Origin of the sequence: Arthrobacter sp. efr-133-TYG-104 (genome assembly GCF_030208915.1) — a bacterium.
Lineage (GTDB): Bacteria > Actinomycetota > Actinomycetes > Actinomycetales > Micrococcaceae > Arthrobacter.
The window spans coordinates 127,159-151,909 of record NZ_JARVTA010000002.1; the positions used below are offsets into that span (position 1 = coordinate 127,159).

A 24,751-nucleotide genomic window follows, 5' to 3' on the forward strand; every position below is an offset into this window, starting at 1 on the left:
TGCCCCGCGTGGTGGCAGGCCGCAGCAATCACCGAGGCCATTACTGGTCATCGTGACCAGTCTCGATCAGTTGCTTCGATTCTGCCATTGTCTTCCACGGTTTACTCACTAAGAATGAAGCATGCCGGTATACATGAGGTCCCTCGAAACCGCAGTTCCGCCTACCATCCTGATTCAGCATCAAGCACGTGAGGTTTTTGCCTCGCAGCCAGGTTTGACCCGGCTCGGAACGCGTCTGGTCTCCACCTGCTTTGACTCCGCTGCCATTGACACGCGCTACACGGCAGTTGCCGAGTTGAGCTTGGACGCGCATCCGGAAAATCCGCGGTTCTTCGACCCCGAAACCAACAGGGTTCTTAGTCCCAGTACAAAGGTCCGCAACGAAATATTCGCAACGGAGGCCACGAAGCTCTTCGTAGAGGCGGGCAAGTCTGCGGTAGCCCAGGCATCGGGAATAGATCTTGATGACATCACCCACGTCATCACGGTCTCCTGTACCGGGTTTTTCAACCCTGGCCCGGATTACAAGGTGGTCCGTGCTTTGGGGCTCAACCCGGCCGTGCAGCGCTATCACCTGGGATTCATGGGATGTTATGCGGCGTTTCCAGCACTGAAAGCAGCCAAGCAGTTCTGCCTGGCCGATCCGGAGGCGGTGGTCCTCGTCATTTGTGTGGAGCTTTGCTCCTTGCACGTGAGGACATCGAATGATCCGGACACCATCATGGGGTCGGCTATTTTTGGCGATGGTGCAGCGGCCGCCGTCGTGACAGCCCGGGAACCCCAGGGGCCGGACCCGGTGGTCCGCTTGGACCACTTCGAAACGGTCCTGACGCCGGTAGGCGAAGAAGCCATGGCGTGGAACATCGGTGACGAGGGATTTGAAATGGTGCTCGGCTCCTATGTGCCGCACATCATCGAAGAGCACATCACTGGGGCTTTGGAACCGCTCCTTGCGAAGGAACCCGAACTGGCAGCGCTCCCCTACCGCGATATCAAGCACTGGGCTATTCACCCTGGCGGAAGAAGCATCCTGGACAAGGTCGAGTCCAAATTGGAGCTTACTGAAGCGCAATTGGTCCCCGCCCGGGAGACGTTGCGGGAGTACGGCAATATGAGCAGCGCGACAGTTCTCTTTGTCTTGAAGTACATGCTGGGTCAACCTGCCGAGGACAGGGAAGAACGCATTTGCTCCATGGCGTTCGGCCCCGGCTTGACGGTAGAGACTGGCCTCTTCACGCTGGTTTCCCCCAGCCTGTGAGCCCTTGGGGACCGCTGCGTCAGCGTGATGAGGTGGCCGTCGAGGACATGGATCGACCCGATTGCGATCCCAAGCGGCTGGAGAAGACCTACGTGCGCTTTCCGGTGGTGAACCGCCTCCTTTCCGGATGGCATGGAACCTATCGACGCCGTATCAAGCCGCTGCTCGAACGGGAGGGCAAAGCGTCCCTGCTCGACATTGGTTGCGGCAGCGGGGATGTGGCGCGGAGCCTGGCGCGCTGGGCCAGCAGCGACGGTTACAGCCTCACGGTCACCGCGATCGACCCGGATGCCCGGGCTTTTTCCTTCGCATCACGGGCCCGGCCCATGCGAGGCGTGGAATATCGCCAGGCGCACAGTTCCGACCTCGTCGCAGAAAACCTAACTTTCGACGTCGTCATCTCCAACCACATCCTTCACCACCTCGATCCGCCGCAGCTGGCCGGAGTCCTACATGACTCTGAAGTACTCTCGCGGAGCCTTGTGCTGCATAACGACCTCCGGCGCAGCAATGCTTCCTATGTTCTCTTTATGGCAGGATTTTGGCCCCTCGGAGTTGGTTCCTGCATTTGTGGTGACGGGCTGGTGTCGATCAAGCGGAGCTACACACCATCGGAACTGGCGGCCGTGGTTCCGACACAGTGGAGGGTGGAAAGAAACGGCCCGTGGCACCATCTGTTGACCTTTCGCCCAGGTGCCAGCCAAGACAATGCCCCAGGGATGCTACGCGGGGAGGACTATGCCTGAGGTCGTCATTGTCGGCGCCGGACCGGTCGGCCTCTTTATGGGGCTCCTTCTGCTGCAGCGTGGCCACCACGTCCGAATCCTGGAACGGCGGCGAACGCGAAGTACCCGATCGCGAGCCATCGGCGTTCACCCGCCGGCTTTGGTGCACTTGGCCCGGGCTGGACTCGCGGACGAGTTGATCGACGCCGGTCTCCGCATCCGCGAGGGAATCGCGTATAGCCAACGGCGCGAGGTTGCCCGGTTGTCGTTCTCAGGGGACGCGAACTTCCCGTTCATCCTGGCCGTGCCGCAGCCCGTCACGGAGGATGCCTTGGAGCGTGCGGTCCTGCGCCTGGACCCGTCGGCGATCATCCGCGGCGTTGACGTGAAAGAGATCGACGATGGCGACGGCCGCCCGGTTCGCGTTCTCGCCGCGACAGAATCGGGCGGGCTCGACCTTTCGGCCCATGTGGTCATTGCTGCCGACGGCGCGCACTCCCGGCTGAGGCAATCGTTGCTGCCGGACCTGCCTGCGCGAACCTATCCGGACAGCTACATCATGGGCGATTACGCTGACCACACGGGGCACGGGAGCTCCGCTGTGTTGTATCTTGAGCCACCGGGTATCGTGGAGTCCTTTCCGCTGCCCCACGGTGTGCGCCGCTGGGTGGTGAGGTTGGGTGCGCCGGATCCGGGCTCGACGGCGGCGCAGCTGGCGGACTTGATAGCAGGCAGGACAGGCGAGCACGTGGATCCGGCCAGCAATACGATGCTCAGTGCCTTTGATGTGCAGGCTCGATTGGCCAAGAGGATGGTGCACGGCCGGATGGTCCTGCTCGGCGACGCCGCGCATGAGATCAGCCCAATCGGTGGTCAAGGAATGAATCTTGGATGGTTGGACGCAGCCGCACTGGCACCCCTCATGGGAACTCTCCTCACGGGAGACACCGTCCAAGCCCGGCTGGATGAATTCGAGAAGCGTCGACGTCGTGCGGCATTGCGGGCGTCGAGGCAGGCAGGAATCAACATGGCTTTGGGCAGGCCGTTGCCCGCTAAAGCCATGACGGCCAGGAACGCGCTGTTTGCTGCCGCCCTCGCCGTTCCGCCCGTCGCGACTTTGGTGGAGCGGCGTTTCACCATGCGTTAGTCCCGCCGTCGTCGTATATACGTAAGGCGGGTCAGGTACAGGGCTGGCTTACCGTGGCGATAGGCTCGAACCATGACCCACCTGCTTGGTGGGGCCGTGGGCCCCGCCACCACTTTCAGCGCCAGCCAAATCCGGGACGCCGTCCGGCGACTGCTCGATGTGGAGCAGCTTCCGGCGATTGTCCAAGCCGGACACCCGGTGTTGCGCCAGTTTGCTGCGCCATATGACGGGCAGTTGGACGACTCCGAGCTCTCCGCCCTGGTGGAGCGTATGCGCCAGGTCATGCATGCTGCCCCGGGCGTTGGACTGGCCGCACCCCAGTTGGGCATCCCCCTCCAACTCGCGGTCCTTGAGGACCAGTTCGAGGTGGATCCGGCGTCGGCCGCGGCGAGGCACCGGGAACACCTGCCGTTTTTCGCCATCATCAATCCTCAATACCGTCCCCTCGGTGGAGAAACGGCCGCGTTTTATGAGGGCTGCCTATCTGTCGCCGGCTACCAGGCGGTGGTGTCCAGGCACCGCAACGTGGAGCTCAGCTACCTGACGCCGGAAGGCGTGGCCGCGGAAGAATGGTTCTCGGGCTGGCAAGCCCGCATTGTCCAGCACGAAACCGACCACCTTCACGGCGTCCTCTACCTGGATCGCGCCGAGCTCCGGTCCCTCTCCAGCAATTCTGAGCACTCGATGCGATGGTCGGCGCCGGGGATTGACGACGCGAAACGCAGCTTGGGCTTCCTGACCGACTGACCCGGGGCCAGCGGCGGTCCCCCGTAGGATTAAAGCCATGTTGCCCGACGCTGTTGCCGCCCTCCGCTGTCCTGTTTGCTCGGGCACTTTCGTTCTTGACCACCAAGCACAGCTGACGCTTAAGTGTCCGACGGGACACGCATTCGATGCTGCGAAGCAGGGATATTTCAACCTGCTGACGGGTAAGGGAACGGTCTTCGAGTCGGATTCCGCGCAGATGGTGGCGGCGCGCCAAAAATTCCTGGACGCGGGGCGTTATGCCCCCCTTGAGGAAGCTGTTGCGCGGTTGGCGCGAGATTTCCTTGACCGGCCCGGCTCGCTGGTACTCGACGCCGGCACCGGAACCGGCCATTACCTGCGGACAGTACTGAACGCGTCGCCAAAGGCGGCGGCCATAGGGTTGGATATATCCAAGTTTGCGCTGCGGCGTGCGGCCCGGCTGAACCCTGAGGCCGCGAACCTGGTCTGGGACCTCTGGCGTCCCCTGCCTATGGCAGATGACGCGGTGGACGTAGTCATGGTGGTGTTTGCGCCACGAAACCCTGCAGAGTTTGCCCGGGTGTTGCGCCCTGGCGGAACGCTGATCGTCGTGACACCGCAGCCTGGTCATCTCGCAGAGCTGGCTTCCCTCGGCGGAATGCTCAGGATCGAGGAAGGGAAAGCCGAACGTCTTGCTGCCACGATGAGCGGATATTTTACTGAGGTGGTGGAGCACACCCTGGACGTTCCACTCGTCCTCAGCGGATCTGAGATTACAGACCTTGCCTATATGGGGCCGGCTGGACACCACTTGCGCCGCGAGGAGATCGACGTGCTGTTACACGGCCGGGCCACCCTGGCCACCACGGCAAAGTTCCAGCTCAGCGCGTTTACCAGCGGTCCACCGGTCTCCTAGCAGCGGGTCGCATTACCCCGGACCACTGACGCTGAACCCGGTCTCGGTCTAGGATGAAGGGATAGAGACTGCGATCCTGTTTACGGGGTCCAGGACCAAGGGGGACGTAATGTTTGAATGGCTCGGCGAGAACTGGTGGGCCCTCTGGCTCACGGTTTTTCTTGCGTTCGCAGTGGTGGAGATGTTAACGCTCAGCCTCTTCTTCATCATGCTGGCAGGGGGTGCCCTGGCAGGCCTGGCCGCTGACTTTGCGGGTGCCCCGTTCTGGCTGCAAATCGTCATCTTCTCCGTCGTCTCCCTTCTGATGATCGCGTTTGTCCGGCCCATCGCGCTGAAGCACCTCCACAAAGGTCCTGAAGAGCAGCGCACAAATATCGACCGCCTGATCGGGCAGTCCGCCCTGGTACTCGAGTCCGTCAGCGGCACCAGCGGACTGGTCAAGATCGGCGGCGACGTCTGGAGCGCGCGCAGCACCGCTGGGATACTCGACGCCGGCGCAACTGTCCATGTGACAAAAATTGAAGGTGCGACGGCGGTGGTCACCTCATCTGCCGACAACAGCCCGAGCTAGCCGGCGGCTAACAGCCGGCATCTGGAGTTTTTCGGATGGTGGGCCGGCAAGTCCGCCCGCGAAGCCGTATGAACCACTCAATTGGGGAACGAAGGAGACGTATGGACGGCTTAGGAGGAACAGCCGCAGCGATTGTGCTGGTTGTTCTCGTCATTTTTGTCATTATTGTGCTGGTCCGGTCCGTGAGGATCATTCCGCAGGCACGTGCCGGCGTGGTTGAACGGCTCGGCAAGTATCAGCGCACGCTCAACCCTGGGCTGACCATCCTGATCCCTTTCGTGGACCGGCTCTTGCCGCTGCTTGATCTCCGTGAACAAGTGGTGTCCTTCCCACCGCAACCGGTCATCACCGAAGACAACCTGGTGGTGTCAATTGACACCGTGGTCTACTTCCAGGTCACCGACCCTCGGGCGGCGACTTATGAAATCGCCAACTACATCCAGGCAGTGGAGCAGTTGACCACTACTACCCTCCGTAACGTCGTGGGCGGGCTGAACCTCGAAGAGGCCCTGACATCCCGTGACCAAATCAACGGCCAACTGCGCGGCGTCCTTGATGAAGCGACGGGCCGTTGGGGTATCCGTGTGTCACGTGTTGAACTCAAGGCGATCGACCCGCCGCACTCCATCCAAGACTCGATGGAGAAGCAGATGCGAGCTGAACGTGATCGGCGAGCAGCCATCCTCACGGCCGAGGGTACCAAGCAGTCTCAGATCCTCACCGCCGAAGGCCAGCGCCAAGCAGCCATCCTTGCAGCTGAAGGTGATGCAAAGGCCGCTATCTTGCGTGCCGATGGTGAGGCTCAAGCGATCCAGAAAGTCTTCGACGCCATTCACAAAGGCAATCCCGACCAAAAGCTCCTTGCCTACCAGTACCTGCAAACCCTGCCCAAGATTGCCGAAGGCAGTTCCAACAAGCTGTGGATCATCCCCAGCGAAGTGGGCGAGGCCCTTAAAGGTATTGGCGGCGCGCTGGGCGGGAGCCTGGAGGATTCTCCAGCGGCCAGTCTGTTCACCGATGACGCGGATGCAGCGAGCACCAAGCGTGGAGCGACCACGGAGCAGTCCCGGACTGCCGGATAGACCTGCAAGGCGCGGAAGCGAGGGACGGTCAGCCGTATCGGCTGGCCGTCCCTGCCTTTCACCCCGCTTTGAGTACTTGCACATGGTTGGCGTATAATAGGTTATTTGTCCGGCTCATTCAGTACGGACGGAACAATAAAGCTTGGCCGGGCGTTGCATTGAGTGATGCATGGTGTGAAGAAGTAGTCCGTAATGTCCGTCAGGATCGTCATGGCGGCTTATGGTAAACGCGGAGTTAGTGCTCCGTGATCAGACAGAGGGAGTAATCATGAGTGATCGCAGCCTGCGGGGTATGCGTCTTGGCGCCCAAAGCATGGAAACTGAATCCGGCGTCGAACCGGCACCGCGCCAGCGGGTCGAGTACCGCTGCGAGGATGGCGAGCAGGTCTTCGTAACCTTCTCCTCGGAAGCCGAAATTCCTCCGGTGTGGGTTTCCAAGACCGGCAAGGAAGCCCTTCTGGTAGACGGTGAGCGCCCCGTGGACGCCAACGAAAAAGCCGTTCGCACCCACTGGGACATGCTCCTGGAACGCCGCAGCCTTCCTGAGCTGGAGCAGATCCTTGAGGACCGACTGAATATCCTGCGCGAACGCCGCGGTGAGCGCCGGTCCGCATAGTACGGGAGTCTGCATAGCACGGAAATCCGCATAGTACGGAAACGGAACGGCCGGGCTGGTTCTTCTCGAACCAAGCCCGGCCGTTTTTTGTGCCGTATTAGGGCTATTTGGCCCGTGCCGGCGTCTTGCTTGTTAGCTTCGCCCAGCGGGCGGCGATGCCCCACTTGGTCACGTTGATCATGGCTTCGACCACGATGTTGCCGCTCATTTTGGATGCTCCAAGTTCGCGTTCCACAAACGTGATGGGCCTTTCCTCGATGCGCAGCCCGAGCTTGGCCACACGCCAGGCCAGGTCCACTTGGAAACCGTAGCCAACAGAGTCCACTTCATCGAGTTTCAGTGCCTCGAGGGTGCTGCGACGGAAAGCGCGGTAGCCGCCGGTCACGTCTTTGATTTTGACACCCAGCATGATGCGCGCGTATGTGCTGCCGATCCGGGAGATAGCTTGACGGTACAAGGGCCAGTTGACCACGCTTCCACCTTGAACCCACCGCGAACCCATCGCGAGGTCTGCCCCGTTCTCCACAGCGTCCAGGAGGAGGGGCAACTGCTCCGGCTTGTGGGATCCGTCGGCGTCCATCTCAACCAAGACGTCGTATCCTGCAGCCAACCCCCACTTGAACCCGGCAATGTACGCCGCTCCCAAGCCCTCTTTGCCCTTTCGGTGCAGAACATGGACCTGGCCATCAGCGGCAGCGGCCTCGTCAGCCAGCTGCCCGGTGCCGTCAGGGCTGTTGTCGTCGACCACCAGGACGTCCGAATGCGGTACGGCTGCACGCAGCCGCCCCAAAGTTTTGGGAAGCGATTCGAGCTCGTTGTAGGTGGGAATGATCGTCAGGACACGCAAGAAGAGGCCTTTCCTTGATGGAGCGGTCGTAGTGCCGGAGCAACTTTACAGCTGGCGTCCTGGCGCAACTCCCCATTATAGGACGACGCCGGGCCGCGCCACTGCGGGTGTGGCCCGGGCCACATCGGAGACTATTCGCGAAGGGAAGCCGCCGCGAACAGTTCATGGCCTTCCCTGACGGTTTGCAGGCAGACTGGGTCCTTGCCTGTGTCAAGGGCCGGCAGCAGCGGGGTCCTGGCTCGGGGATCGGTACTCCACGACTGAACGCGGCTGTCGGCCACCTGGACCATGAGCTCCTCTACCTCCCAAACCGCGAAGCTCGCCGGAGCTCCGGGAACGAGTTGGCCCATCAACGGATTACGGTGCTTGCTCGCCCGCCAACCGGCGCGGGTATGGCCCAGGAACGCGGCCCTGGCGGAAATGCGTTGCTCCGGATTGCTGTGCTCCAAGCACGCCCTGACGCTCGACCACGGCCGCAGCGGTGTCACGGGACTGTCACTGCCGAAGGTAACGGGGACACCCTTGGCGTAGAACGAAGCGAACGGATTCATCGCTTTGCTGCGGTCACCGAGGCGTTGTTCGTAGAGACCACCGGGGCCTCCCCACGCAGCGTCGAACACGGGCTGCACGCTCACCGTTACCGAGTATTTGGCCAGCCTGTCGATCGCTTCCGCGTCTGCGAGTTCGACGTGTTCCAGGCGGTGCCCCGCAGCCCGAATACGCTGCTCCCCCACGTCACTGGCTGCCATATCCAAGGCATCCAGCACCGCGCCCAGCCCGGCATCACCGATCACATGGAAACCGGCTTGCACACCCAAGGCAGAGGTGGCGGCAAGATGCGCGGCTGCCTGGTCAACGGACAGGTACAGGCTGCCGCGCTCTTCCGGGGCGTCAGAGTAACCGTGGCTCAAAGCTGCTGTGCGTGAACCGAGGGAACCATCGATGTTCAGGTCTCCAGCCAGGCCAAGGACGTTGCCGCCCATCTGCTGCAAGATGGCACCGGCGTGTTCTTCCGAGGTGGCGAGCTCGCCCCAGTACGGCAGGACTTGGGGGTAGGCCGGTGCTTCGTTCCACGAGATCGCCATCCGCAGGTCATCCGGACCACAGATGTGTGGGGCTGACATCTCGGCCAATGCCACGTACCCGTTGGCGGCGGCTTCCCGGAGCGCGCGTTCCTGATAATCGCGCCGCTCCGACTCGGGCAGCTCACGCGCGACGCGCCTGGCTGCGCTATGTGCTGCGCGGCGCACCTGCGCCGTTGTGACGCCACCCCCGGAGCCCGAGGCCCCTGGCTCCGCCTCGAAGCCATCCATGCCTTTCAAGCCCGCCGCTGCGGCCAACGACGACGAGATAAGTGCCGAATGGACGTCAATTCTGGAAAGGTATACGGGCCTGCCCCCTGCTGCCCTGTCCACTTCCTCAAGGGTAGGGAGAGTGGACCGGTGCCACGCCGTTTCATCCCAACCGTGGCCCAGGATGGCGCCTGTCCCTGAGGCGGAGGCGACGGCGTCGAGCAGCTCTTGGCTGGAACGGACCCCCGCCAGGTCCAGCCCACTGGCGGCGAGCCCCGTTTCGGTCAGGTGCATGTGCGAGTCGACGAACCCGGGGGCCAGCAATGCACCGCGTAGGTCGATGATCTCCATGGAGGAGTCAGCGATGGACGTCGCAGCCTGTTCGGAGCCCACCCAGGCCACCGTATCGCCGTCCACCACCATGGCTGTCGCGAAAGGGTCAGCCGCTGTGTAGATGGAACCGTTCCGATACATGGTGACTTTACGGCGGTTGGATTCCTCGGGAGCGCCGGTGGACACACCTGGTTGGTTCATGCGTTGTGCTCCTTGAGCGTAGTACTTGAGCGGAGGGAAGACGTCAGGCTGCGGGGTTCAGGCCACGCTTGAGTAGGCGACGACGCCCCTCCGCACCAGGTCAATGGATTCACGGCATATCCGCGCCACACGCGGATCCAGTTGGGGAATCTTGGCGAGCTGGTCCAGCAGGTCAACCACTTGTTTTGCCCAGCGCACAAAGTCGCCCGCAGCGAGGTCGGTGCCGTGGAGGACATCCTGCAGATGCCGGCCCCTGGCCCACCTGTACATGGGCCACATCAGCCCGAGTTCGGGTTCGCCCGTGAGGGGAAGTCGGTGGTGTTCCTCAGTGTCCTCCAGCTGTGACCATTCCCGGACCACGATATCCACTGCTGATTCCAAAGCAACGGAAGGCATCCGGGGGCGGAGTCCGCGGTCTTCGCGCTTGGCCTGATACACCAACGTCGTGGCAAAAGAGGCAAGCTCCGCAGCATCGAGATCGTTGAGTGCCCCTTGCCGGACAGACTGTGAGATCAGAAGGTCCTTCTCACCGTAGATGCGTCGAAGCCGTTGGCCGTGGTCGCTGATGGTGACGCGTCCGGCGTCGTTCGTTTCCAAGTAGCCGTATGCGGACAAGACGTCGCAGACCCGGTCGAATGTCTTGGCGATAGTGTTGGTTCTGCCTTGGATCTGCCGAACCAGACCGTCGGTTTCTTTCCGGAGTTTCCACCAACGTTCGGACCACCGTGCATGGTCTTCGCGCTCACTGCATCCATGGCATGGGTGCGCCCTGAGTGCGCGCCTGAGGTCGGCAATGTGCTGCTCCTGGTCCGGAAGCCTTGCGCCCAACCCAAAGTCCTCATGCCTGCTGTTGCGGGGACTCTGCGGAGCGTCCTCGCTGATGGCGTGCCGCATCGCCGCTGCGAGGTCCCGGCGCGACTTGGGGACCTTGGCGTTGAACGATTTGGGGATCCTGATCCTCGTGACGGGAGAGACAGGTCCGTCAAGGTCATGCACACTGATCCGGCGAAGCTGGTTATCGGAGGTCAGAACCGACGGCCGGGGCTCGCGGGCGTTCGGATCGACGTCGAGGATCACCGCGTGGCCAGCCAACCGCCCGCTGTAGATCGTGATGACGTCTCCCGGAATGAGCCGCGTCAAGGAGTCGGCCACCCGGGATTTGCGGGCCCGGTGATGGTCACGGGCCGCAAAGTTCTCGGCGTCGCTGAGCTCGCGACGAAGCTTGGCGTACTCCGTGAAGTCGCCCAGGTGGCACTGCATCGACTTTGCGTAGCCAGCGAGTGACTCCTCGCGGCCGCGGACTTGCCTGGCCAGGCCCACCACAGAGCGGTCCGCTTGGAACTGCGCAAAGGAGGATTCCAGGATCTCACGCGCCCGGGTCCTGCCAAACTGGGCAATCAGGTTGATGCTCATGTTGTAGGTGGGCCGGAAACTCGAATTAAGGGGGTAGGTGCGTCTTGAAGCCAGGCCCGCAACTGCTGCCGGGTCCGTTCCCGGTTGCCACAGAACCACGGCGTGGCCTTCGATGTCGATGCCGCGGCGGCCGGCGCGTCCGGTGAGCTGGGTGTACTCCCCCGCGGTGATGTTAACGTGCGCTTCGCCGTTGAACTTTTCCAGCTTTTCCAACACCACGCAGCGGGCGGGCATGTTGACGCCGAGGGCCAAGGTTTCCGTTGCGAAGACCGCCTTGACCAGGCCATCTGCGAAGAGCTTTTCCACCACCTCTTTGAAGGTGGGAAGCATGCCGGCATGGTGTGCAGCGAAGCCGCGGAGCAGCCCGTCGCGCCAGCCCCAGAAGCCCAGGACATCGAGGTCGTCGGCCGGAATTTCATGGCTTGCCTCATCTACCCGCTGGGCAATGAGCTGCTGCTCTTGCTCGGTGGTCAGCCATAAGCCCGAAGCAGCGCACTGTGCCACCGCGGCGTCACAGCCTGCACGGGAAAAAATGAAAGTGATCGCCGGCAACAGGTCCTGGCGGCGGAGGCTCTCGATGACCTGGGGGCGGCTTGCCTTCCTGACCGGGCTCCGCTGTTCGGTTTGCTGCCGCTCGTCACGGTAGCGGTCCTGGCGGCGCCTGCTACGGCTCCCGTGGCTGTAGCGCGCGCCCATGTTCATCCGGCTTTCCGAACGTGCCATTGCCAGCAGGTCCGGATTCACCTCAAACTCAGGTCCGGTCACTGCTTGGCGCACGGAAGCAGCTGCGGCACTCTTGGCCGACGTCTTATGCTTGCGGCGAGCCGCAGCCGGTTCTTCGCCGATTTCATCGCTCTCCGAGAGACCGGGAACGTCATCGCCAGCCGCGGACGCGGCCACGCTGCCAGGAGCGATGGCATCGAAAGTGACGTCACCGGCAAAAAGGTCCACGATCTCCCGACCAACCATGACGTGTTGCCAGAGCGGCACAGGGCGGTGCTCGGAGACGATCACATCGGTATCACCACGGACGGTGTCAAGCCAGGCACCGAATTCCTCTGCGTTGGACACCGTTGCGCTCAGGGAGGCAACCTGGACCTCGCTGGGCAGGTGGATGATCACTTCTTCCCAGACAGCGCCACGGAATCGATCGGCCAAGTAGTGGACTTCATCCATGACCACAAAGCCGAGGTCACCGAGAGTCTCGGAGTCCGCATACAACATATTGCGAAGCACCTCGGTGGTCATCACGACCACTGGGGCATCGCCGTTGATGCTGGTATCACCGGTCAGCAACCCTACGTTCGCTGGCCCGTATTTTGCTGCCAACTCGGCAAACTTCTGGTTACTCAGGGCTTTGATGGGGGTGGTGTAGAAAGCTTTCAACCCGCGTTGGAGTGCGAGGAAAATGGCGAACTCTCCAACTATTGTCTTTCCGGCGCCGGTCGGAGCTGCAACAAGGACGCCGCGGCCTTCCTGCAAGGAGCGGCAGGCTTCCCGTTGGAAGTCGTCCAGGGCGAAGTCCAGTGACCGTGCAAATGCACCTAAGTACGTCTTGGCCTCAGCTGCCCTGGTGGCTGCAGCCTGGTAACGGTCTGCTGGAGATGGCGACCCGAAAGTAGAGGACATACATCCAGCCTAGTGGCCAGAGGTCTAGAGATTCTCCAGTTCCGAAGCGGGGGTTGCGATATCCGCCGTGGCCTCGGTCTCAGCTTCACGCTTGATCGTCCGACGCTCACGACGCCGGTCATTCCACAGACACACGCCCACTGCAGCGAAAAACAGCACGAGCATGGGCGTGGCCAGGTAAAACATGCTCATGGCGTCCGCTCCGGGAGCCGCCATGGCCGCGAACAAGCAGACCAGGAAGACGGTGATACGCCAACTCTTCACGAGTTGCTTGCCTTTGATGATCCCGGCAAGGTTGAGCCCCACCAAAACAACCGGCACGAGGAAAGCGATGCCAAAGGCCAGCAGAAGCCTCAGGACAAAGGACAGGTAAACGTCCGCGCTGATGAAGTTCGACCCGCCGGCGGGTGTGAAGTCCGTCAGTACCCGGACGGCGTTCGGGAGCACGAGCCACGCTAACAACACGCCGCCAACGAACAATGGCACCGCTGCCGCAACAAAGGACAGCGCCATTCGGCGCTCTTTCTTGTGGAGCCCGGGCACGATGAAGGCCCAGAGTTGGTAGATCCAGACGGGACTGGAAAGGATAAGCCCCAGGAAGACCGAAACCTGGACCATGAGGTCGAACGAGCTCGCGACGCCGTCGAAGTTAAGGGTGGCCGCGCGCCCTTCTTTGTGGTTCAGGTCCGTGATCGGTTTGATCAATGCCGTCAGCAAGGGCTGATAGACAATGAACCCCACGATGGTCCCGAGGACAACGCCAATGGCAGCCTTGAAGAGCCGGTTCCTGAGCTCCTTGAGGTGGTCAAGCAAGCCCATCCGGGCTTCGGGGTTGGCCTTGCGCCCCTTCGTTTCTACCACTTCTTTTTAGACGCGGGTGGCGGGCGGAACGTCGGTCTCGCCCTTGCTGCTGGTCTTGACGTCAGGGTGGCCGACGACGGTGCCTTCTACGGCGTCAGTCGACTCCGGGGCGTCCTTCTTCTCCGAGGAGCCGTCCTTTTTCATTTCGCGGACTTCGGATTTGAAGATACGCATCGACTGACCGATGCTGCGTGCCATGGAGGGCAATTTTGGCGCAGCGAAAAGCAGCAGCGCCAAAACGATGATGATGATGAGATGCCAGCCTTCGAGCCTCATGTGGGGAGGTCCTTTCCTTTTGGGTACATCCTACGTCTAACTGAATTCGATGTCGTGCAGGGATTGTGGCTGACCCCGCTCGGCCTTGCGCTGGATGCGCTTCCGGCGTCGAACTTCCTGGCGGGCGGCTTTGGCCGTCACGTAATCATGACGCATCTGCTCGGGGGAGGCAAAAATCGCCGAGCCCTGTTCGGGGCGCTCATTCGGCGCATCGTGAGCCTCGATGTCGGGGTCAATGCGGGCGGCCGGCAAGGAACTGAACTTCTTGCCCGCCTCCCCCAACTCCCGGACGGTAGACATCATCTTCCGGTACAGGCGATATCCCAGAGTCACATGAAGGAGCAGGGAAAGGGCTATGAGCGCGATCCATAACAGGATCCAGAACCACCAAGGCATCTGAGTAGTCTAGCCAGCCACGCTGCCGGACGCCGACTCGTACTGCGAAAGGGCCGCCTGGAGCCACGTCCCTGTCTCGGTATGAACTGCCTCCGGGGCCAGCACCCTGACTGCGCCGCCGTGCTGGGAGATGAACATCGGAACCCAACCGGCGTTGCCGAAGCGGACCTCGGCGAGCAGTCCGCCGTCGGGACGCTGCGCGGTGCGTTCGGCGTAATAGTCATCGGCCAGCCCGGCACCTTGCCGCGTCAGTTTGAGCGCCACAAGCACGTCGTCGTCACTTGGCGTGAACAGTCGCGCCGGAAAATCCTGCCCAGCGGTCGCCGTGTGGGAAGCTGCACGGCCATTGGCCGCGAGGCTTTCCACCCGGTCCAGCCGAAAGTTCCGGATTCCGGCGGCGCTGTGGCAATAGGCCTCGAAATACCAGGTGTTGTCCAGCGAGTACAGGCGAAGCGGATCGACGTCGCGCTCGGTGATCTCGTCCTTTTGGAGTGACAAATATCGGAGATGCAGTTGTTGGCTGTCCCTGATGGCTTGGGTGATGGTGGCGAAGGACTGCGATTGTTCGGGGGCGACCGACTGCCCTGAGACCGATCCAGCGAGGCGTCCGGCCTTCCCGGCAGCGCCGGTCAACTTGATGGTGACGGACTCCAACGCGCTTCCCGGTTGGTCTTCGGGCATGCCGGCCAACTGCGGCAAGTCCCCCAGCATGGCCAGGCCCGTGAGGAGTGCGGCCGCCTCGTCCTCGCTGAACTTGACCGGCCTGTTCAGGTCCAGGTGCTCGGAGATGTAGACGTGGTCGTCTTCCCACTGGATATCGAGCAGGTCATCCGGGTAACCGCCCGGCAGCCCCGAACAAATGAGGATTTTCAGGTCGTCGATGAGCTGCCTGCGGCTGATACCGAACCGGTCGGCAACCTCTTGGATGTGCAGGCCCTGATGGTGGACCAGGAACGGAACCAGCTGCAGCATCCTGGCGAGCTGGTCCTCGGACGTGCGCTTCCGGGCCCTCGGCGCCCGGCCGGCGTCGGGGAATGTGGGTGCGACGGCGGGGCTGGTGTGGAAGTCCAAGGCGGCTTGGAGGCGGCGGACGACGGCGGCACGCAAGTCCGCCGGTCCCTGCACGAGGACGCGGGGACCGTAGGAGGCAAGCTCCTCCGCAAGCTGCTCCGGATCACGGAATTCGACCACGACGCGGTCTCGCGCTGGACTGCCCATGGCTGGCTCTTGCGCGGCCAAGGCCCGCCTGCGCAGCGCAAGCAACCTGTCGCGGTCCACTTCCAACGTGGCCTGACGCAACGGGAGTTCGTTGAGTTCATCGAGTTCAGCCCGGGCGTTGAATCCCGCCGGAGGTTCGCATGAGCTTCCGGGCACGGCTGTGACGGCGGTGGTCATGCGTGAGAGCCTAAAGAACCTCTTGGCTCCCCTCGCCCGGTCCCAACCGACCAAATACCACTGACCAAAGCGACTGCCCAACCCCCATGGCTCCACTTCCCGCTGCTCCTCCCGGCCCGTGCTGCCGGCCAGGTAACCGAAGCGGACGGTATGCCGACCATGCATGGCCGCAACGACGTCGTCGAACGCCTGCCCGGCGGGTTTAATCCTGGGCTGGACTCCGGCCGGGAGGTCGACGTCGGTGAAGCCGCCTGCCGCCTGGAGCTTACGGACGGCACTGGCAGCTGCGGTGCCGAGAGCCGCCCGCTCCCATAGCTGGGCCGCTAGCAGCAAGACTGTTGACTCTGCCGGGGTGAGGACCACCTCGGGGAGCCTGTTGGAGTCCTTGCCAATCCGATACCGGGTGGTTCCGGGGTCGTCATTACCAAAGCTGCTGCGGTCAACGATCGTTTCAATTTCGAAACCGAACTGTTTCAGGTCAACCTTGTCACGCTCGAACATCCGCCCGAAAGCGACGTCGTTCTCAGCAGAGTCTTTGTAGACCTTCTCCCTGAGAACAGCGCGCGGGAGTCCCACCTTGGTGTTGAGCAAAGCCAAGAGGAGGTTCAGGAGGCGTTCAGTGCGGGATGCAGACACGCTTGCTACGTTACTAAAGACCGGGCAGAAAGCAGCAAGGCGCGTCACCGGCCGGTACAAACCGGGGGTGACGCGCCTTGCTGAGTGCTACGCCTTGGGGTCAGTCCGAGGCTCCGCCCTAGCGGACAGCGACGAGGTCAACGACGAAAATCAGGGCCTCATTGGGCTTGATTGCTCCGCCGGCGCCACGGGATCCGTACGCGAGTTCGGAAGGAATTTCCAGACGACGGCGGCCGCCGACCTTCATGCCGAGGAGCCCCTGGTCCCATCCCTGGATGACTTGGCCAACGCCCACGCGGAAGTCCAGGGGTGCACCGCGGCCCCATGACGCGTCAAACTCTTCGCCGGTGGACCAGGCCACGCCGACGTAGTGGGTGGAAACGGTGTCCCCTGCCTTTGCCTCGGCGCCGGTTCCCTCAATGAGGTCGGTGATGACGAGATCGGTGGGGACGTCGCCTTCGGGGAAGTCGATTTCGGGCTTGGTGCGGTCGAAGTCACGCTGTCCAAAAGACATGGATTCTCCTTGGTGTGAGGGATAAAGAGGTGTCGGGAACAAGCTTAGGGCAGCGCCATGCAGTCCTGGCGCCGATGCGGTGGCTTACTGGATTCCGAGGATGTCCACCACGAAGACCAAATCACCCTTCGCGCCGCCCTGGCCTGCGGCGCCGTAGGCCAAGTCCTGTGGAATGACCAAGAGCACGCGGGAGCCCACAGTCTTGCCTTCCAAGCCCTGGGTCCAGCCCTTGATCACGCCGGAGAGGGGGAAGCTCGCCGTCTGGCCGCGGTCGAAGCTGGAATCGAACTTGGTGCCCCCAACGAGGTTGACGCCTACGTAATTGACGGTGAGTGTATCGGTTGCCTTGACGGCGGGACCATTGCCCTTGATAAGGTCCTGGGCAATCAATTTGGTGGGAGCGGCCACGCCTGCAACGGAGATCTGGGGCACGCCCTTGTCGTCATCCTTGACGGTCGGCAGCCCGGCCGGAGGCGTCACAGTTGTGCCTTCCGGCTTGGAGAGCACAGGGGGCGCATCCTTGGCCGAAACGATCTTGAAGACTACCAACTGGGTGGTTGCAGCTTCGGTGCCGGAGGCAGTACCGGGAGCGGCGTAGGCCACGTGGGAACCGATCTTGGCGCCAACGATGGCGTTGTAGATAACTGAGTTGCCTGACTTCAGCTGGTCGTTGAGTTGGATGGGCTGCGGACCGTTGGTGTAGGCATCCTCCACAGTCTTACCGTCGCTGCCGTTCACGGCCAAGTAGACGAGCTGGGCGGTTTGCCCGGCCTTGACGCGAGCCCCGGTACCTTCACTAACCACCTTGATGGTGGGCTCTGTGACGGTCAGCGGCTTGGTGAAGTCCAGGCCCGGCGCCTTGGTGTCGCCGTTGTCCGTCACCTTGACTGACGCAAGCTTGGAGATGTCACCAGCTGTTTGGCTGGTGGGCTCGGCAGCCGGGGTGCTTCCTCCTCCCCCGCACGCAGTCATGAGCAACAGGGCCGGAATGAGAATTGCTAAAAGTCGGCGCACAAAAACACTTTCGTCGGGGCAAGGGAGACTCGGAACGGCGCAGCGCGCATCCAAGCGGCTTCTCTCTTGGCAAGAGAGCACTACCCAGACTAACCGGTGAAGCTGGGAATCAACCCATAGAGTCCAAGAGGGCGTCCACGCGCTCGTCGACACTGCGGAAGGGATCCTTGCACAGAATCGTCTGGTGGGCCCGGTCGTTGAGCTTCAGGTGCACCCAGTCCACGGTGTAATCCCGGCCGAGTTCCTGCGCCCTGCGAACGAAGTCGCCGCGCAATTTAGCCCGCGTGCTCTGGGGCGGAGCGTCAACGGCATCCTTGATGTCGGTTTCGGTGACCAGCCGACGGGCAGCTCCCCGGGCCTGAAGTAGGAAGAAGATACCGCGCTGGCGCGAAATATCGTGATAGGTGAGATCGAGTTGGGCGATCCGGGGCGAATCGAGGTTGAGCTGGTGCCGCCTCATGTAGCCATCCATGAGTTTCTTCTTGATGGCCCAATCCACCTCGGTGTCGATCGTGCTGGTGTCGCCGCTTTCGATCGCGTCCAGGGTCCGCGTCCACAGGTCCAGAATGAGGGGCACGTGGCTGTTGTGGGCGCCGTTCGCGGCTACGAACTCCGTCACTTTGCCAAGGTACTCGCGCTGGATATCGAGTGCCGTCAGTTGCCGCCCATTCGCCAGCCGCACCAGCGCCCGGCCGGTCAGGTCGTGGGAGATCTCCCGAATGCTGCGGATAGGGTTTTCCATCCGCATGTCCCGCATGATGACGCCAGCCTCGATCATGCGCAGGATAAGGTCAACCGTTCCGACCTTAAGCAACGCAGAGGTTTCGGACATGTTCGAGTCCCCCACGATCACGTGGAGGCGGCGATAGAACTCGGCGTCTGCGTGGGGCTCGTCGCGGGTGTTGATGATGGGGCGCGAGCGGGTGGTGGCTGAGGACACGCCTTCCCAGATGTGGTCCGCCCGCTGGGAGAAAGCGAAGGTTGCTCCGTGGGGGGTTTTCAGGACCTTTCCGGCCCCGGCAATCAATTGCCGGGTGACCAGGAAGGGGATCAGGATCTCTGCCAGCCGGGAGAATTCACCGCGGCGGGGTATGAGGTAATTTTCGTGGCTACCGTAGGAATTGCCGGCAGAGTCGGTGTTGTTCTTGAACAGATAGACGGTGCCGGTGAACCCTTCTGCGGCCAGTCTTGCTTGGGCTTCGTCCACCAGGTCATCAAGAATGAGTTCCCCTGCCCTGTCGTGCGCTATCAGTTGGGCAAGGTCATCGCATTCGGCCGTGGCGTACTCGGGATGGGATCCGACGTCCAAGTAGAGGCGCGAGCCGTTGGTCAGGAACACGTTCGATGACCTCCCCCAGCTGACCACTTTGCGGAAAAGGTAGCGGGCTACTTCTTCTGGTGCCAAGGGCCGGGAGTCAGGGCTTGAATACGAGATGCCGAATTCTGTCTCGATGCCGAATATCCGCTTGTCCATCTCAAGCCTCCTCTGTAAGCAGCCGGTTCATGTCCTCGGGCAATAGCCGTCGGAACGCCCTGCGCGAGCCAAGGTGGCTTTCGGAAGAGCGGTACAGGACAGCCGTTTCGACGGCGGTGGCCGCCAGCGCTTCGGCTTCCTTGTCCGTAGCCAGGGAGCGCAGCGCCAAGCGCATTGCCCCTGCCAGGCTGAGTGCCGGCTCCCATGCGCTGCGGACGGCGTCGGAAATCTGGTCGGCGAGGCCTCCCATCACCACGAAACCGTTCTCATCCGCGATGGAACCGTCGAAAGTGAGCCGGTAGAGGTGGTCTTGTTGCTGCGTCAGGCCCACCTCGGCCACGGCCAGTTCCACTTCGAACGGCTTCTGCTCGGCCGTGAACACGGCGCCGAGGCTTTGCGCGTAGACGCTGGCCAAGCCACGGGCCGTGACGTCCTCCCGGTCATAGGAGTAGCCGCGGACATCGGCGTATCGAACCCCGGCCTGCCTGAGGCTCTCGAACTCGTTGTACTTGCCGACGGCGGCGAAGGCGATTTTGTCGTAAATCTCACCGATTTTATGCAACGACGGCGAGGGGTTCTCCGCGATCAGCGCGATTCCTTCGGCACAGCTCATGACGATGACGGACCGACCCCGTGCAATGCCTTTCCGGGCGAAGTCGGCCCGGTCCTTCATCAACTGTTCCGGGGAAACGTAGAACTGCTGGGTCATATCAGGCCTCTCGTCCGGCGACGGCGCGGGATTCAACAATGGCACCGGAAATGGCAGCCAGCTCACGGTCCGGGACGCGTCGGTTGCCAGCGCGGTTCACCGTGTAGATCACAGGCCAGAGCTGCCTGACCGGGTCCGGGCCGCCCGTGGCGGAGTCGTCGTCGGCGGCGTCGTAAAGAGCCTCAACGGCAACGGCGACGGCGTCGTCTTCGGAGAGGTTCGGTTTCCACAGCTTCTTCAGGGCCCCACGCGCAAAAACGGAACCTGAGCCCACTGAATGGTGTTCTTGTTCTTCGTACCGTCCACCGGTCACATCGTAGGAAAACAGGCGGCCGATACCGGAGACATTGTCAAAGCCGGCAAACAAGGGCACCACCGCCATACCCTGCATCGCCATGGGGAGGTTTCCGCGGATCATGGCACCGAGGCGATTCGCCTTACCCACAAGGCTGAGGAGCGTGCCCTCGATCTTCTCGTAGTGTTCCAGTTCCACTTGGAACAGGCGGGTGATGTCTATCGCCAAACCGGCCGTCCCGGCGATGCCCAGCACCGAAAACTCGTCCGCCGGAAACACCTTCTCAATGTGCCGGCTGGCAATAATGTTCCCCATGGTTGCGCGCCTGTCCCCAGCCATCAGCACGCCGCCCGCGTAGGTGAGGGCAACGATGGTGGTGGCATGTGGTGATGCAGGCACTGATCCGGCCGGCAGGGATTGGGAGAAGGGAAGGAGTTCGGGCCTGGAACGTTGCAGATGCTCCGTGAACGAAGACGTTGCCTGGGCGGCCAAGGGGCCGGTTGATGGGTCTTGCATTGCTGCACTCCTTCGACTCTGATGCCTGCCGGGGCCCGCCGGCCTCACGCCGGACGGGCCGTTGTGCTCCTGGCTTCCGTTTATTGGCCGCCTTTTTGGACGAACGCCCGAACGAACTCTTCGGCGTTGGATTCCAAAACGCCGTCGATTTCATCCAGAAGATCATCCACGCCCTGCGTCGCATCCGAAGCCTGGGCCTCGGGAGCCGCAGGAGGGGCCTCCGGTACATCCACGTCGGTCTCGGACTCCCGGGACTGTGGTTGCTGTTGCTCCTGAGCTGCCATATTCTTTCTCCCTACTGTCAGTCTCCTTTTGGTGGAGACTTCCTACTGCCATATTGCCACGGTCGGGGTGGCTGCGTACGGGTTTCGCGATGCCCTCCTGATCACGTGGCGGGCGCACCGGAATTCCTGGGCGGAGGTGGCTCCTGTCCCAGCAGCTCGGCCAGGAAAGTGGCCGCCTCCTGATGCCGGTCAAAGAGGGCTCCAGTGAGCGCCTTCGTTCCCCTCAGTGGTTCCCGAGTGGGTACCCGCTGCAGCTTGCCGAGCCCCGGAACATCGAAGATCACCGAGTCCCAACTGGCCCCGGCCACGTCCTTGCCGAACCGGGAAACGCACCGACCACGGAAATAGGCCCGGGTGTCCGACGGCGGTTCGCCCACCGCCCGCGCGATGTCGCCGTCGTCGACAATCGTCTGCATGCGTTCGCGTGCCAGCAGCCTGTAGTAGAGGCCTTTCTCAGGGCGGATATCGGACCACTGGAGGTCCACGAGGCCGAGCCTCGCATTGTCCCAGGCAAGGCCATCCCGGTTTCGGTAACCCTCCAACAGGGACTTCTTGGCCACCCATTCAACCGAAGAAGCAACCGAGTCGACGTCGTTGCCCAGGCCGGTCAGGGTGGACTCCCACTGCGCCAAGACCTCGTGGGTGTGGCCGTCCCCGGTGAGCGGGTCCGACACGCCTGTTTCCTGGGCGAGCTTGGCAGCCGCCTCGTAGTACATCCATTGCAGGTCCAGCGCCGTCACCCGTCGACCGTCCATGAGCCGAACGGTGGCCGTGAGCGTGGTGTCGTGGCTGATTGCTTGCAAAGCATGGACGGGTTCATGGACCTCGATCGGCGGAGCCAGCTTGGCTTCCACCAGGCTCAGGACCATGGCGGTGGTACCGAACTTCAGGAAGTTCGAGGCTTGGCTGAGGTTTGCGTCGCCGATGATCACGTGCAGCCGCCGGTACTTGTCAGCGGTGGCGTGTGGTTCATCCCGGGTGTTGATGATGGGGCGCCGGATGGTGGTTTCCAACCCCACTTCGGCCTCAAAGAAATCAGCGCGTTGGCTGATCTGGTAGCCGGCCGTAGAGCTGTCTTGGCCCAACCCCACACGTCCGGCGCCGCACACGATCTGCCGCGAAACGAAGAAGGGGGTCAGGCCGCGGATGATGTCGCCGAAAGGCACGGACCGCGGCATGAGGTAGTTCTCATGCGACCCGTAGGAGACAGCCTTGTTGTCCGTGTTGTTCTTGTAGAGGTTGATCGGTGGCAAGCTGGCGTCAGCTGCCACCTTGCGGACGGTAGCCAACGCCACCAAGTCTCCGGCAGCATCCCAGATGACGGCGTCGCGTGGGTTGGTGACCTCCGGGCTTGAGTACTCGGGATGCGCATGGTCAACGTACAGCCGGGCGCCGTTGCCGAGGACCATATTCATCAGCAAGGAACCGGACTCGTCACCGCCATCCAACTCCAGTTCCTGACGTCCGTAGGCCAAGGCGACCGCTTCGGCGTCGAGCACCGGCAGCTGGTCCGTGAGCTGGCTGGGATCCGCGGCTGACCTCTCCAAGGTCCATCCGCGGGCGTCATGCAACGGCTCCTCGTCGGTATAGTCCCAGCGGGTTTCGGCGCCGCCTGCTGCCCGCTGCCGGGTCACCGTGGCGTAGGCCTGGATGATCCGGGCTGACATCATGGTGGCGTTGGCACCGGGTGCCGACGGCGCGTGGATCCCATATTCGGTTTCGGCGCCCATGACCCGCATCGCTCCACCAACTGGCAGGTTCGCGGCTGCCGTACCCTGGATTTCTGGGGTCACAGGTACTGACCCGTGTTGGCTGTGGTCTCGATCGACTTGCCCGGTTCCTGCCCGGCCTTGCCTTGGACGATGGTGCGGATGTACGTGATCCGCTCGCCCTTCTTACCGGATATCCGGGCCCAATCGTCAGGGTTGGTGGTGTTCGGCATGTCCTCATGCTCCCGGAATTCGTCCACCACGGCCCGCAGCAGGTGATCGATCCGAAGGCCCTTTTGGTTGTTGGTCAGGAGGTCCTTGATGGCATATTTCTTGGCGCGGTCCACCACGTTCTGGACCACGGCCCCGGAGTTGAAGTCCTTGAAGTAGAGCATCTCGGTATCGCCGTTGGCGTACGTCACCTCCAGGTACTCATTGGATTTCTCTGTTGAGTACATTGCTTCAACCGTGCGTTGGATCATGGCATCCACCGTCGCCTGTGGATCGCCTCCATGCTCGGCCAGGTCTTGGGTGTGGAAGGGGAGGTCGGTGGTGATGTACTTGGCGAAGATGTCAGCCGCCGCCTCGGCGTCGGGACGCTGGATCTTGACTTTGACGTCCAGGCGGCCGGGCCGCAGGATCGCGGGGTCGATCATGTCCTCGCGGTTGGATGCGCCAATGACAATGACGTTGTCCAGCCGCTCAACCCCGTCAATTTCGCTGAGCAATTGGGGAACTATGGTGGTTTCGACGTCGGACGAAACCCCGGTCCCGCGGGTACGGAACAGCGAGTCCATCTCATCGAAGAACACCACCACGGGGCTGCCGTCTGAGGCTTTCTCGCGGGCGCGGGAAAAGATCAGCCTGATGTGGCGTTCGGTTTCGCCCACGTACTTGTCCAAGAGCTCGGGACCTTTGATGTTCAGGAAGTAGCTCTTGAGGTCCGTGTTCCCGGCGCGCTCAGCGGCGCGGGCAGCCAAGGAGTTGGCAACTGCCTTCGCGATCAGGGTCTTCCCGCACCCTGGCGGGCCGTAAAGGAGGATGCCCTTGGGGGCTTTGAGGCCGTGTTCGCGGTACAGGTCAGGGTGGAGGAAGGGCAGTTCGACGGCGTCGCGGATTTGCTCGATCTGGGGTCCCAACCCGCCAATGTCCTCATAGGTGATGTCCGGGACTTCCTCGAGGACGAGGTTCTCCACTTCCGCGCGCGGAACTTTCTCCAGGGCGTAGCCCGTCCGCGCGTCGAGGGACAAAGCATCCCCGACCTTCAAATGGGTGCCTTGCAGGGCTCCGGAGAGCCTGACAACCCGCTCCTCATCGGCGCGGCCAACCACCAGGGCGCGGTCCTTGCCCAGCAATTCCTTGAGGGTGACCAGTTCACCGGCACGTTCGTAACCGAGGCCGGCAACGATCAGGAGTGCCTCGTTCAGCAGCACTTCCTGTCCAACGGCAAGCTGGTTGAGATTGACCAATGGGCTCACGCCAACCCGCATCTTCCGGCCGGCGTTGAAGATGTCCACTGATTCCTCGGTGGCGGCTTGGCCTGAGCTGCCGGCAGCGGGCTGGCGGCGCGGGTTCACTTGGAGTACGGTTCCGAAGCTGTAGGGCGGCTGCCCTTCCTGCTCCAGCGCACCTTTCAGCCGGAGAATCTCGGCCTTGGCCGCCTCCAGCATGGTGACGAGTTTGCCGTTGTTCTGGGTGGCGGCCGCCAGTTGGCGGTCGATGTGGCGGAGCTTGTCCCGGAGGATGTTGATCTGCCGCTCGGCAACGGTGAGTTCGCTGGAGCTCGACGCCGGTTGAACTGCGGCGAGTCTCCGCCTCGCTGCCTCGTCGGATGCAGCGTTTGGTTCTTCCGGCGTCGGCCGTCCAAGGTCGTTGTTAGGCGTATCCACGATCATCAACCCCTTCCTGAGCTTTAA

At 62.4% G+C, this 24,751-nt stretch carries 23 protein-coding genes; 8 read left to right on the forward strand and 15 right to left on the reverse strand.

What is annotated here, in order from left to right:
• Positions 1 to 121 precede the first annotated feature (121 nt).
• The 8 genes from QRN04_RS02810 (at position 122) to QRN04_RS02845 (ending at position 7,041) form a co-directional block, all read left to right on the forward strand.
• Complete coding sequence (locus QRN04_RS02810) at positions 122 to 1,258, forward strand: type III polyketide synthase (RefSeq protein WP_284974634.1); 1,137 nt, start codon at positions 122 to 124, stop codon at positions 1,256 to 1,258.
• Complete coding sequence (locus tag QRN04_RS02815) at positions 1,255 to 2,004, forward strand: class I SAM-dependent methyltransferase (protein ID WP_284974635.1); 750 nt, start codon at positions 1,255 to 1,257, stop codon at positions 2,002 to 2,004. Before QRN04_RS02810 ends, QRN04_RS02815 begins: the two co-directional genes overlap by 4 nt.
• Positions 1,997 to 3,130, forward strand: coding sequence for an FAD-dependent oxidoreductase (locus QRN04_RS02820; protein WP_284974636.1), 1,134 nt, complete (start codon positions 1,997 to 1,999; stop codon positions 3,128 to 3,130). Before QRN04_RS02815 ends, QRN04_RS02820 begins: the two co-directional genes overlap by 8 nt.
• 72 nt (positions 3,131 to 3,202) lie before the next feature.
• Positions 3,203 to 3,877, forward strand: coding sequence for a peptide deformylase (locus tag QRN04_RS02825; protein ID WP_284974637.1), 675 nt, complete (start codon positions 3,203 to 3,205; stop codon positions 3,875 to 3,877).
• A gap of 37 nt (positions 3,878 to 3,914) precedes the next feature.
• The gene (locus QRN04_RS02830) at positions 3,915 to 4,772 is read left to right on the forward strand and encodes a methyltransferase domain-containing protein (RefSeq protein WP_284974638.1); all 858 of its coding nucleotides are present in this window, start codon (positions 3,915 to 3,917) and stop codon (positions 4,770 to 4,772) included.
• 109 nt (positions 4,773 to 4,881) lie between these two features.
• A complete protein-coding gene (locus tag QRN04_RS02835; RefSeq protein ID WP_284974639.1) occupies positions 4,882 to 5,343 on the forward strand; it encodes an NfeD family protein in 462 nt (153 codons plus the stop codon).
• A 101-nt stretch (positions 5,344 to 5,444) separates the two neighbouring features.
• Positions 5,445 to 6,425: an SPFH domain-containing protein gene (locus tag QRN04_RS02840; RefSeq protein WP_284974640.1), complete on the forward strand. Its 981-nt coding sequence runs from the start codon at positions 5,445 to 5,447 to the stop codon at positions 6,423 to 6,425.
• Positions 6,426 to 6,693: 268 nt separating this feature from the next.
• Positions 6,694 to 7,041, forward strand: a complete 348-nt coding sequence (locus tag QRN04_RS02845; protein WP_011774875.1) for an RNA polymerase-binding protein RbpA — start codon at positions 6,694 to 6,696, stop codon at positions 7,039 to 7,041.
• Positions 7,042 to 7,144: 103 nt separating this feature from the next.
• Here QRN04_RS02845 and QRN04_RS02850 read toward each other — a convergent pair whose 3' ends face one another.
• From QRN04_RS02850 to arc, 15 genes are all read right to left on the reverse strand, one after another.
• Positions 7,145 to 7,888: a polyprenol monophosphomannose synthase gene (locus QRN04_RS02850; RefSeq protein WP_284974641.1), complete on the reverse strand. Its 744-nt coding sequence runs from the start codon at positions 7,886 to 7,888 to the stop codon at positions 7,145 to 7,147.
• A 131-nt stretch (positions 7,889 to 8,019) separates the two neighbouring features.
• The gene (locus QRN04_RS02855; RefSeq protein ID WP_284974642.1) at positions 8,020 to 9,714 is read right to left on the reverse strand and encodes an amidohydrolase; all 1,695 of its coding nucleotides are present in this window, start codon (positions 9,712 to 9,714) and stop codon (positions 8,020 to 8,022) included.
• Between the two features lie 57 nt (positions 9,715 to 9,771).
• Positions 9,772 to 12,756, reverse strand: coding sequence for a DEAD/DEAH box helicase (locus QRN04_RS02860; RefSeq protein ID WP_284974643.1), 2,985 nt, complete (start codon positions 12,754 to 12,756; stop codon positions 9,772 to 9,774).
• A 24-nt stretch (positions 12,757 to 12,780) separates the two neighbouring features.
• On the reverse strand, positions 12,781 to 13,617 hold the full coding sequence (gene tatC, locus QRN04_RS02865; RefSeq protein ID WP_284974644.1) for a twin-arginine translocase subunit TatC: 837 nt from the start codon (positions 13,615 to 13,617) through the stop codon (positions 12,781 to 12,783).
• A gap of 6 nt (positions 13,618 to 13,623) precedes the next feature.
• Positions 13,624 to 13,893, reverse strand: a complete 270-nt coding sequence (gene tatA / locus QRN04_RS02870; protein WP_284974645.1) for a Sec-independent protein translocase subunit TatA — start codon at positions 13,891 to 13,893, stop codon at positions 13,624 to 13,626.
• A gap of 36 nt (positions 13,894 to 13,929) precedes the next feature.
• Positions 13,930 to 14,289: a hypothetical protein gene (locus QRN04_RS02875; RefSeq protein WP_284974646.1), complete on the reverse strand. Its 360-nt coding sequence runs from the start codon at positions 14,287 to 14,289 to the stop codon at positions 13,930 to 13,932.
• A gap of 9 nt (positions 14,290 to 14,298) precedes the next feature.
• Complete coding sequence (locus QRN04_RS02880) at positions 14,299 to 16,320, reverse strand: helix-turn-helix transcriptional regulator (RefSeq protein ID WP_284974647.1); 2,022 nt, start codon at positions 16,318 to 16,320, stop codon at positions 14,299 to 14,301.
• A 118-nt stretch (positions 16,321 to 16,438) separates the two neighbouring features.
• On the reverse strand, positions 16,439 to 16,834 hold the full coding sequence (locus QRN04_RS02885) for an FKBP-type peptidyl-prolyl cis-trans isomerase (protein WP_026540707.1): 396 nt from the start codon (positions 16,832 to 16,834) through the stop codon (positions 16,439 to 16,441).
• An 84-nt stretch (positions 16,835 to 16,918) separates the two neighbouring features.
• Positions 16,919 to 17,848, reverse strand: coding sequence for an FKBP-type peptidyl-prolyl cis-trans isomerase (locus QRN04_RS02890; protein WP_284974648.1), 930 nt, complete (start codon positions 17,846 to 17,848; stop codon positions 16,919 to 16,921).
• Between the two features lie 109 nt (positions 17,849 to 17,957).
• The gene (gene pafA, locus QRN04_RS02895; RefSeq protein ID WP_284974649.1) at positions 17,958 to 19,322 is read right to left on the reverse strand and encodes a Pup--protein ligase; all 1,365 of its coding nucleotides are present in this window, start codon (positions 19,320 to 19,322) and stop codon (positions 17,958 to 17,960) included.
• Position 19,323: 1 nt separating this feature from the next.
• Positions 19,324 to 20,031, reverse strand: a complete 708-nt coding sequence (gene prcA, locus QRN04_RS02900) for a proteasome subunit alpha (RefSeq protein ID WP_284974650.1) — start codon at positions 20,029 to 20,031, stop codon at positions 19,324 to 19,326.
• 1 nt (position 20,032) lies between these two features.
• Positions 20,033 to 20,842, reverse strand: a complete 810-nt coding sequence (gene prcB, locus QRN04_RS02905; protein ID WP_284974651.1) for a proteasome subunit beta — start codon at positions 20,840 to 20,842, stop codon at positions 20,033 to 20,035.
• A gap of 80 nt (positions 20,843 to 20,922) precedes the next feature.
• Positions 20,923 to 21,126, reverse strand: coding sequence for a ubiquitin-like protein Pup (locus tag QRN04_RS02910; protein WP_284974652.1), 204 nt, complete (start codon positions 21,124 to 21,126; stop codon positions 20,923 to 20,925).
• A gap of 101 nt (positions 21,127 to 21,227) precedes the next feature.
• The gene (gene dop / locus QRN04_RS02915; protein ID WP_284974867.1) at positions 21,228 to 22,865 is read right to left on the reverse strand and encodes a depupylase/deamidase Dop; all 1,638 of its coding nucleotides are present in this window, start codon (positions 22,863 to 22,865) and stop codon (positions 21,228 to 21,230) included.
• Between the two features lie 50 nt (positions 22,866 to 22,915).
• A complete protein-coding gene (arc, locus tag QRN04_RS02920) occupies positions 22,916 to 24,724 on the reverse strand; it encodes a proteasome ATPase (RefSeq protein WP_284974653.1) in 1,809 nt (602 codons plus the stop codon).
• Between the last annotated feature and the right edge of the window lie 27 nt (positions 24,725 to 24,751).

Bases quoted from the DNA above. Each gene is read 5' to 3' on its own strand.
- QRN04_RS02810 (WP_284974634.1), top strand. From the start codon at position 122: ATGCCGGTATACATGAGGTCCCTCGAAACCGCAGTTCCGCCTACCATC.
- QRN04_RS02820 (WP_284974636.1), top strand. From the start codon at position 1,997: ATGCCTGAGGTCGTCATTGTCGGCGCCGGACCGGTCGGCCTCTTTATG.
- QRN04_RS02825 (WP_284974637.1), top strand. From the start codon at position 3,203: ATGACCCACCTGCTTGGTGGGGCCGTGGGCCCCGCCACCACTTTCAGC.
- QRN04_RS02830 (WP_284974638.1), top strand. From the start codon at position 3,915: ATGTTGCCCGACGCTGTTGCCGCCCTCCGCTGTCCTGTTTGCTCGGGC.
- QRN04_RS02835 (WP_284974639.1), top strand. From the start codon at position 4,882: ATGTTTGAATGGCTCGGCGAGAACTGGTGGGCCCTCTGGCTCACGGTT.
- QRN04_RS02840 (WP_284974640.1), top strand. From the start codon at position 5,445: ATGGACGGCTTAGGAGGAACAGCCGCAGCGATTGTGCTGGTTGTTCTC.
- QRN04_RS02845 (WP_011774875.1), top strand. From the start codon at position 6,694: ATGAGTGATCGCAGCCTGCGGGGTATGCGTCTTGGCGCCCAAAGCATG.
- QRN04_RS02855 (WP_284974642.1), bottom strand. From the start codon at position 9,714: ATGAACCAACCAGGTGTGTCCACCGGCGCTCCCGAGGAATCCAACCGC.
- QRN04_RS02860 (WP_284974643.1), bottom strand. From the start codon at position 12,756: ATGTCCTCTACTTTCGGGTCGCCATCTCCAGCAGACCGTTACCAGGCT.
- tatA (WP_284974645.1), bottom strand. From the start codon at position 13,893: ATGAGGCTCGAAGGCTGGCATCTCATCATCATCATCGTTTTGGCGCTG.
- QRN04_RS02875 (WP_284974646.1), bottom strand. From the start codon at position 14,289: ATGCCTTGGTGGTTCTGGATCCTGTTATGGATCGCGCTCATAGCCCTT.
- QRN04_RS02885 (WP_026540707.1), bottom strand. From the start codon at position 16,834: ATGTCTTTTGGACAGCGTGACTTCGACCGCACCAAGCCCGAAATCGAC.
- pafA (WP_284974649.1), bottom strand. From the start codon at position 19,322: ATGGACAAGCGGATATTCGGCATCGAGACAGAATTCGGCATCTCGTAT.
- prcA (WP_284974650.1), bottom strand. From the start codon at position 20,031: ATGACCCAGCAGTTCTACGTTTCCCCGGAACAGTTGATGAAGGACCGG.
- prcB (WP_284974651.1), bottom strand. From the start codon at position 20,842: ATGCAAGACCCATCAACCGGCCCCTTGGCCGCCCAGGCAACGTCTTCG.
- QRN04_RS02910 (WP_284974652.1), bottom strand. From the start codon at position 21,126: ATGGCAGCTCAGGAGCAACAGCAACCACAGTCCCGGGAGTCCGAGACC.
- dop (WP_284974867.1), bottom strand. From the start codon at position 22,865: ATGCGGGTCATGGGCGCCGAAACCGAATATGGGATCCACGCGCCGTCG.